This window comes from Pseudorhodobacter sp. (assembly GCF_030452865.1).
Taxonomy (GTDB): Bacteria; Pseudomonadota; Alphaproteobacteria; order Rhodobacterales; family Rhodobacteraceae; genus Pseudorhodobacter.
Genome location: NZ_JAKDLJ010000134.1, coordinates 1 through 8,321 on the forward strand (window position 1 = coordinate 1; position 8,321 = coordinate 8,321).

9 protein-coding genes are annotated in these 8,321 nt (G+C 58.6%); 1 reads left to right on the forward strand and 8 read right to left on the reverse strand.

Annotation, left to right across the window (positions count from 1 at the left end; translation table 11 throughout):
- The 8 genes from L0H65_RS09595 to L0H65_RS09630 all read right to left on the reverse strand — a co-directional run.
- Nucleotides 1-331, reverse strand: a 331-nt coding sequence (locus L0H65_RS09595; protein ID WP_301458652.1) for an FAD-dependent oxidoreductase, incomplete at its 3' end; no start/stop codon positions are given.
- A gap of 192 nt (nt 332-523) precedes the next feature.
- The gene (locus L0H65_RS09600) at nt 524-1,825 is read right to left on the reverse strand and encodes a branched-chain amino acid ABC transporter permease (RefSeq protein WP_301458653.1); all 1,302 of its coding nucleotides are present in this window, start codon (nt 1,823-1,825) and stop codon (nt 524-526) included.
- Nucleotides 1,822-2,832: a branched-chain amino acid ABC transporter permease gene (locus L0H65_RS09605; protein WP_301458654.1), complete on the reverse strand. Its 1,011-nt coding sequence runs from the start codon at nt 2,830-2,832 to the stop codon at nt 1,822-1,824. The genes L0H65_RS09600 and L0H65_RS09605 overlap by 4 nt, the downstream gene beginning before the upstream one ends.
- The gene (locus tag L0H65_RS09610; protein WP_301458655.1) at nt 2,832-3,275 is read right to left on the reverse strand and encodes a hypothetical protein; all 444 of its coding nucleotides are present in this window, start codon (nt 3,273-3,275) and stop codon (nt 2,832-2,834) included. Before L0H65_RS09610 ends, L0H65_RS09605 begins: the two co-directional genes overlap by 1 nt.
- 3 nt (nt 3,276-3,278) lie before the next feature.
- Nucleotides 3,279-3,989: an ABC transporter ATP-binding protein gene (locus tag L0H65_RS09615; RefSeq protein WP_301458656.1), complete on the reverse strand. Its 711-nt coding sequence runs from the start codon at nt 3,987-3,989 to the stop codon at nt 3,279-3,281.
- A gap of 126 nt (nt 3,990-4,115) precedes the next feature.
- The gene (locus L0H65_RS09620) at nt 4,116-4,898 is read right to left on the reverse strand and encodes an ABC transporter ATP-binding protein (RefSeq protein WP_301458657.1); all 783 of its coding nucleotides are present in this window, start codon (nt 4,896-4,898) and stop codon (nt 4,116-4,118) included.
- Nucleotides 4,899-5,013: 115 nt separating this feature from the next.
- Nucleotides 5,014-6,198 carry an ABC transporter substrate-binding protein gene (locus L0H65_RS09625; RefSeq protein WP_301458658.1) on the reverse strand — a complete coding sequence of 395 codons (1,185 nt, stop codon included), beginning with the start codon at nt 6,196-6,198 and terminating at the stop codon, nt 5,014-5,016.
- A 176-nt stretch (nt 6,199-6,374) separates the two neighbouring features.
- Nucleotides 6,375-7,391 carry a GlxA family transcriptional regulator gene (locus tag L0H65_RS09630; protein WP_301458659.1) on the reverse strand — a complete coding sequence of 339 codons (1,017 nt, stop codon included), beginning with the start codon at nt 7,389-7,391 and terminating at the stop codon, nt 6,375-6,377.
- A 144-nt stretch (nt 7,392-7,535) separates the two neighbouring features.
- Here L0H65_RS09630 and L0H65_RS09635 point away from each other — a divergent pair.
- A partial coding sequence (locus L0H65_RS09635; protein ID WP_301458660.1) for a 3-deoxy-7-phosphoheptulonate synthase occupies nt 7,536-8,321 on the forward strand: 786 nt, incomplete at its 3' end.

Here is an 8,321-nt window from a genome sequence, read left to right on the forward strand (position 1 = left end):
AGCGATGCTTGGCGCGTTCCGCCTTCAGCATCTCGAACCGCGCCATATTGTCGGCCAAGGTGATGCCACCGACATGGTGCAACCCGCAGGACATGCCGGTGATCGCCTCCAACTCCTTGTAAAGCCGGATGGTATAGCCTTGCAGTGCCGCCATATTGGTATCGCCGTTCAGCGTATGAAACCCGCCCGCCGCGTGCCAGGTGGAACCCGAGGTCAGATCCGACCGCTCGATCAGCATTACATCCGACCAGCCGAGTTTGGTCAGGTGATAGAGCACCGAACAGCCGACAACGCCGCCGCCGATCACCACAACACGCGCATGAGTTTTCATCGCAACCTCCCCCTGGATTTGAATGAAACTTTCGCGCATCGCCCCGGATCGGCATGTTCAACCGCGACAATAAATGTCGTATCCTGCGCGCTTTGCCGCATTCTTCTCTTAAAAAAATCCTCCGGGGGGAGCCTTAACGGCGAAGGGGGGCAGAATGCCCCCCTACCTCCTCGGTCAAAACAGAAAAAACGCCTATTTTTCCGGGATCAGACCACGCGGACTGAACCGCAGCACCAAAAGCAATATCACCCCCAGCGTCAACAAGCGCATGTTTTGCGCTGAATCCAGCAGATGCGCCTTCAATGCGCCGTCGGGCATGCCATAGGTGATCACGCTGATCACTCCCGGCCCCAGGCTTTCCACGATCAGCCAGAGCCAACCGATCAACAAGCCGCCGAGCACCGAACCCCAATTGTTCCCGGAACCCCCAACGATCACCATCACCCAGATCAGAAAGGTATAGCGCAAGGGCTGATAGGTGCCGGGGGTCAACTGTCCGTCCATGGTGGTCATCATCGCCCCGGCAAAGCCGACAACGGCGGACCCGATGACAAACACCTGTAAATGCCGCCTGGTCACGTTCTTGCCCATTGCTTCTGCCGCGACCTCATTGTCGCGTATCGCCCGCATCATCCGGCCCCAAGGGCTGCTCAGCGCCAGTTCGGCAAGCCAGATCACGATAAGCAGCACCACGGTAAACACCAGGACGTAGAGCAGTTTTACGACGATGGAGGAGGCAAGCATGGGATCGAACCCCCAGTTGCTCGCCCAATCCAGAAACGACGCGGATTGTTGCAGGTTCACCTCATAGGGCACGGGCCAGGGCCGGGGCAGACCGATCATGTTCTTGACGCCGCGCGCCAGCCAATCCTCGTTCTTCAGCACAGCGATGACGATTTCGGCAATGCCGAGCGTTGCAATTGCCAGATAGTCCGACCGCAGCCCAAGGGAAACCTTGCCGATTGCCCAGGCTGCGGCGGCCGCCAGCAGCGCCCCGACCGGCCAGGACACCAACGCAGGCAGGCCAAGACCGCCGATATTACCCGCCAGCGCCGGGCTGTAGGATTCAACCGCATCCACCGCTGGGTCCAGAATTGCGCGATAGGCAAAGAAGCCGATCACCAGCAGCATGATCAGCGAGACGTTGCGCGCAAAGCCGCGATGCATCCGTTTGTAAAGCTGCACCGCTGCCGCGATCACCGCAGCACCGAATACCAAAGCCCCGACAATCCGCCAGCCACCAAGCGCCCAACCCTCCGGCACCGGCGGCGCCGTGACCAGCACGACCGCGAGACCGCCAAGCGCAGTGAAGCCCATGATGCCGGTGTTGAACAAACCGGCATAGCCCCATTGCATGTTCACCCCCAGCGCCATGATGGAAGAAAGCAACCCAAGCGTCAGGATGTTCAACGTGAGGTTCCAGCTCATGAAGAAACCGGTCCCGATGTAAAGTGCCGCGACCAGCGCGAAAAGAATGATGTTGCGCATGTTCATCCCGATTTCCCCCTGAACAGGCCCGTCGGCATGAACACCAGCACGATGATCAAGATGAAGAAGCTCACCGCGAATTTGTAATCCGTTGACAGCAATTGAACCAGGCTGTCCGGTGCCCAGGCCTCCGGCAACAGATAGCCCAATACCTTCTTCCAGGCGTAGGTAACCATCACTTCGGAATAAGCGACGACAAAGCCGCCCGCAATCGCCCCCAGCGGGCTGCCAAGCCCGCCAACCACCGCCGCCGAGAAGATCGGCAAAAGAAGCTGGAAATAAGTAAAAGGTTTGAAGGACTTGTCCAGACCGTAAAGCACTCCGGCGATTGTTGCCAATGCCGCAACGATGATCCAGGTCACATTGACCACATGCTGCGGGTTGATCCCCGACAGCAGCGCCAGATCCTCATTGTCAGAGAAGGCGCGCATGGATTTACCGGTACGGGTCTTTTGCAGGAACCAGAACAGCCACGCCACCACGATCACCGCCGTCACCACGGTCACCGCCTGAGTGGTCTTGATCGCAAGCCCTTCGTCAAGCCCGGTCCATTTCCGGAACTCGCCCGCCGTGATCACGAACCGCGCCCCATCCGCGAAATTCTGCTCCTCCACCCCGATCACCAGACGCGTTATGCCGTTGAGCACGAACATCACGCCCAGCGAAACGATCACCAGAATGGTCGGATTCGCGCGCTTTTTTCGGTAAAAGCGATAGACCATCCGGTCGGTCAGCAGCAGCAGCACGGCGGTCACGAAAATGCCCAGCGGCATTGCCAGCAAGGCCGTCGGCAACGGGCCGAAACTGATCCCCTGCGATTGCAACCACCACGTCCCCAGAATCGTGACCATGGTGCCGAATGCCATAGTGTCGCCTTGCGCGAAGTTGGAAAAGTTCAGGACCCCGTAAACCAGCGTCGCACCCAAGGCACCAAGCGCAAGTTGCGCGCCGTAAGCGGTCGCCGGGATGAACACGAAGTTCAGGAAGGTGACAAGCGCGTTCAGAATATCCATCAGCCTTGCTCCCCCTGTTCTGCACGCATGTCCCGGCACACCCCGGTGCCATGCGCCAGAACCGCACTATCCGGGTTGAGGCCGGTTTTCTCTTCATAGATCATCGCGCCATTTTCCTGCAATTTCAGATGCAAACCACCGCTTTTTCCCACCTGCGCGACCCATTCCAAAGCGCCGGTCGATTGCAACCCGATGTGATCGGGTCGGTCGCCCGCGCGTTGGAAATAAGCGTCGTCAGATGTGGCAGGCTGCTGAGCAACGATGATGAACTCAGCAGGCAACGGCTGCGCACAATCCCGATCCCGGCAGAACTGATCGAAACTGCACACATAGTGCAGCGACGGCAGCGGCGCAGGGGCGTCGCGCAGATCGCTTGTGGAGAGCATGACAGTCGCCACGATCATGAAAGCCGCAACCATCAGGACGAATTGATTGACCTCCATGCTTCAACCCCCAAGAAAGCTGCGGCGGACTTCGGGATCCTGCATCAGGGCCTGTCCGGAATCGGTGAACCGGTTTGCCCCTTGCACCAACACATAGCCCTTATGTGCAATCTCCAGCGCCTGACGTGCATTCTGTTCAACCATCAGGATCGAAATCCCCGAACGCGCAATCTCGATGATGCGGTCAAACAACTCATCCATGACAATCGGCGACACGCCTGCGGTTGGTTCGTCCAGCATCAAGACCTTCGGCTGCGTCATCAATGCACGCCCGACAGCCACCTGTTGGCGCTGGCCGCCGGAAAGCTCCCCCGCTGCCTGATACCGCTTTTCCTTCAGGATCGGGAACAGATCATAAATCTGCGCCATGGTGCCGGAAATGTCGTCATGGCGCAGAAATGCCCCCATCTCCAGATTTTCCTCCACCGTCATCGAGGTGAAGATGTTGGAGGTTTGCGGCACGAACCCCATGCCCTTGGCGACCCGGTCCTGCGGCGACAGCGCGGTGATATCCTCGCCATCCAGCCGGACCTGGCCACCGCGCAGGTTCAGCATCCCGAATACCGCTTTCATTGCGGTGGATTTGCCCGCGCCATTCGGGCCGACGATCACCGCGATCTCCCCCTTTTCAACAGCAATCGTGCAATCGTTCAGGATATCGACAGCCCCGTAGCCGCCGGTCATCGCCTCACCAATCAGAAACGGTTCCGACATCACGCACCCTTCGGTGCGATGCCGCACCCCAAAATCATCTGTTCATAAATATCCAAAACCGCTTTGCACGGCAAAGCGCCGCCGCAGGCGAGATTTTCCGACGAAAAATCGGTTCCGTTCGCGACCTCAACCATGGGCTTTGACCTTGTTCTTCAACCCGGTGCCAAGATAGGCCTCGATCACCCGCTCGTCGTTCTTGACCTCATCCACGGTGCCTTGCGACAGCACATGCCCCTCAGCCATGCAGATCACCGGGTCGCAAAGTCGCGCGATGAAATCCATGTCATGTTCGATCACGCAAAACGTATAGCCGCGTTCCTTGTTCAACCGCACAATGGCAACGCCGATGGTGTTCAAAAGCGTGCGGTTCACGCCCGCGCCAACCTCATCCAGAAACACGACCTTGGCGTCCACCATCATCGTCCGCCCCAGTTCGAGCAGCTTCTTCTGCCCGCCGGAAATGTTTGACGCTTTCTCATCGGCCAGATGGCTGATGGTCAGAAACTCCAAAACCTCATCCGCCCGGTCACGGATGCGACGCTCCTCGGCGGCAACAGCCTTGCGCGCGAACCATGTATTCCACAGCGTTTCGCCCATTTGCCCTTCAGGCACCATCATCAGGTTCTCGCGCACGGTCATGGAGCCGAATTCATGTGCAATCTGGAAGGTGCGCAGCAGCCCTTTGTGAAACAGATCATGCGGCGGCAGGCCGGTAATGTCTTCGCCCGCCATCATCACCTGACCAGAAGTCGGTGGCAAACGTCCGGCGATCACATTGAACAATGTGGTCTTGCCCGCGCCATTTGGCCCGATCAGCCCTGTGATGGAACCTTCCCTGATCTCCAGCGACGCACCGTCGACGGCACGAAAGCCCCCGAAATGCTTATGCAGATCCTTGACGATAATCATCGAAATGTTTCTCCCCCGGATGCGTTCATTTGCGGTCTTTTCGCCGCCTGCACCCTTTTGTTGGCAAACGGCCCGAAGTTTCCTTCGGGCCGTTTACTGTAAGACGCTTAACGGATCAGCGGAACCGGTCCGTAACGAACTTGCCGTCCTTCACGGTATATTCGCGGTAGTTGCCAGCGGATTCGCCGCTGCCAATCAACTCAACCGCTGTTGCACCATCATAGTCGATGTCGGTGCCAGCCGCGATCAACTCCAGCGCGTGGCCAAGCTGACCGGGTTCGATCTTTTCGCCCGGCGCGTTGGCGATTTCCATCACCTTCTTGGTCCACTCTTTCGAGTCGGTCGATTTTGCTGCCTGCATCGCCAGCATGATCAAAGCCGCCGCGTCATAGCTTTCGCCGGTGAACGAGGAGGTCGGATCAAAGCCAGCGGCCTTGCCCATTTCAAGGAAGGTCGCATTGCCTTCGGAATCGGTGCCGGGAACGGTGCCATAGCTGCCATTCAATGCCGGCCCGATGGCCTGGATCAGGCTTTCACCATACATGCCGTCGGGCAGATAGAAGGTGCTGAACGCGCCGGTATCCAACGCGGCCTGGATGATCCCTTTGCCGCCCTGATCGACGTACCCTGCCACAACCAGAACATCGCCCCCCGCAGATGCCAGCGTGGCAACTTCGGCGGAATAGTCGGCCTTGCCATCTTCATGCGCGGTGTTCGCCGTCACCTTGCCGCCCTTGGCTTCGAAATTTTTCGCGATGCTTTCCGACAGGCCTTTGCCATAGTCGTTGTTGGTGTAGGTGATCGCGATGGATTTTACGCCGCGCTCGCCCAGAACGTCAGCAATGACCTCACCCGCGCGCGCATCCGAAGGTGCGGTGCGGAAGAACAGGCCGTCATCTTCCGCCGTGGACAGACCCGGAGAGGTGGCGGAAGGAGAGATCATGCCAACGCCGTTCGGGCGTGCGACGTTTTGCAGAATGGAGCCGGTCACGCCAGAGCAGTCAGCCCCCATGATCGCGTTGATGCCTTCGGCGGTCACCAGACGCTCTGCGGCAGCCACGGCAGCAGCGGCGTCGATGCAGGTATCGTCAGCCCGCAGGGAGGTGACTTTGCCACCATCCATGAACTTGCCCGAATCGTTGACCTCTTTGATCGCCAGCTCGGCCGAGTCCGCCATGATCGGCGTGATCGATTCGAGCGGGCCGGTATAGCCGAGGATGATCCCGATCTTTGCATCTTCGGCCGAAGCGGCACCAGCCATCAGCGCCATTGCGGCGGTTGCCATCATTAGTTTCTTCATTTGTAACTCCCCTGTGGTGGAACTCATTTCTGCGCAGAGCCTAGACGCAGAGTTCCAAAAAGAAAAGCAGGGAATATGCAGCGTATCAGGGTTGCTTTAAGATTGAAGCAGTTTTCAACCCCGAGTGGTGTAGACCCTCGATGCACCGGACAACACTTCCGGCCGCCGCCATTTTGTCAGATCGAAAGCCGCAGATTTGGCGCACCGCCCTGCGTGCCGCGTTCGCGATAGGGCGTGGTCGAATAATGCGCGCGGTAGCATTTGGAAAAATGCGACGGGCTGGCAAAGCCGCAAGCCAGCGCCACATTGATCACCGACATATCGGTTTGCATCAGCAGGTTGCGCGCTTTCGACAGCCGCAACTCCATATAATAGCGTTTCGGGCTGCGGTTCAGATAGCGGCGGAACAACCGTTCCAACTGCCGGGTGGACATACCCACATCGTCGGCCAGATCGGCGGGGCTGATCGGCTCCTCGATTGCCTGTTCCATCATCTGGATGACTTGGGAAAGTTTCGGATGCCGCACACCGATGCGGGTCGGGATCGACAGCCGCTGGGTATCCTGATCAGTGCGGATGGTGGAGTAGATCAACTGATCCGCCACCGTATTTGCAACATCGTCGCCATGATCGGCAGAGATGATCTTGAGCATCATGTCAAGCGAGGCGGTGCCGCCTGCCGTGCTCATCCGGTTGCCATCAATCACGAAGATGGAGCGGGTAAGTTTGACCTGCTCAAACTCCTCCAGAAATCCGTCCTGATTTTCCCAATGGATCGTCGCCTTTTTGCCATCCAAAAGCCCGGCCTTCGCCAAGGCATAGGAACCGGTGCAAAGGCCGCCCATGGTCACGCCACGCCGCGCTTCACGTCGCAACCAGTTCAGGATACTTTTGGTCGTCGCCTTCTGCACGTCGATGCCGCCGCAGACCAGGACGGTGTCGTCGCGGTCAATCTCCGACAGGCCGATATCAAGCTTGAACGCCGCCCCGTTGGAGCAATGCACAACCCCGTCGCCTTCGCCTGCCAGAACCCAGCGATACACCGGCGACCCGATGACGCGGTTTGCGATGCGCAACGGCTCAATCGCGCTGGCAAAAGACAGCATGGTGAACTTGTCCAGCAGCAGAAACACAAAGCGTTTCGGCGTAGATGCTTTTGAAACCTGTGTGGCTTTCTGGGGCGGGACAGACATTCTTCACCTTGTGGACCTTGTGACGCATCACCGAAACAGGAAATCGCGTCCCCGGCAAGGGGGGTACACCCCCTTTCGGCCTTTGCAATCGGCGGCACAAGCCCTATACCGCAGCGCGATACCGCTAACTTCCGGAGAAGACCGATGACGCAAGCATGGAAAAAGACCGATTGGCGCAGCAAGCCGCGGGTACAGATGCCCGATTATCCGGATGCTGGTGCCTTGAACGCCGTTGAGGCGCAGCTTGCGAAATACCCGCCGCTGGTGTTTGCCGGCGAAGCGCGCCGGTTGAAACAGCAGTTGGGATTGGCGTCCGAAGGCAAGGCGTTTCTGTTGCAAGGCGGTGATTGCGCCGAAAGCTTCGCTGAATTTTCCGCCGACAACATCCGCGACACTTTTCGCGTCATGCTGCAAATGGCAGTGGTCTTGACCTACGGTGCGAAGGTTCCGGTGATCAAGGTCGGCCGCATGGCCGGGCAATTCGCCAAGCCACGTTCGGCCCCGACCGAAGTGATCAATGGTGAAGAATTCGCCAGCTACCGGGGCGACATCATCAACGGGTTTGAGGCGACGCAGGATAGCCGCGTCCCCGACCCGAAGCGGATGTTGCAGGCCTATACCCAGGCGGCGGCGAGCCTGAACCTTCTGCGCGCATTTTCAACCGGCGGCTTTGCCGATATCCACCGCGTCCATTCCTGGACGCTTGGTTTTGCCGAACATGACAAGGCCGAACGCTACCGAGAGCTGTCCAACCGCATTTCCGACGCGCTCGACTTCATGTCGGCGGCGGGGGTCAATGGTGAAACCGCCTACCAACTCTCGAAAGTGGATTTCTACACCAGCCACGAATCACTTTTGTTGGAGTATGAGGAGGCTCTGTGCCGGATCGACAGTATTTCCGGCAAACCGGTCGCAGGCTCCGGTCACATG

Bases quoted from the DNA above. Each gene is read 5' to 3' on its own strand.
- L0H65_RS09600 (WP_301458653.1), bottom strand. From the start codon at position 1,825: ATGAACATGCGCAACATCATTCTTTTCGCGCTGGTCGCGGCACTTTAC.
- L0H65_RS09605 (WP_301458654.1), bottom strand. From the start codon at position 2,832: ATGGATATTCTGAACGCGCTTGTCACCTTCCTGAACTTCGTGTTCATC.
- L0H65_RS09610 (WP_301458655.1), bottom strand. From the start codon at position 3,275: ATGGAGGTCAATCAATTCGTCCTGATGGTTGCGGCTTTCATGATCGTG.
- L0H65_RS09615 (WP_301458656.1), bottom strand. From the start codon at position 3,989: ATGTCGGAACCGTTTCTGATTGGTGAGGCGATGACCGGCGGCTACGGG.
- L0H65_RS09620 (WP_301458657.1), bottom strand. From the start codon at position 4,898: ATGATTATCGTCAAGGATCTGCATAAGCATTTCGGGGGCTTTCGTGCC.
- L0H65_RS09625 (WP_301458658.1), bottom strand. From the start codon at position 6,198: ATGAAGAAACTAATGATGGCAACCGCCGCAATGGCGCTGATGGCTGGT.
- L0H65_RS09630 (WP_301458659.1), bottom strand. From the start codon at position 7,391: ATGTCTGTCCCGCCCCAGAAAGCCACACAGGTTTCAAAAGCATCTACG.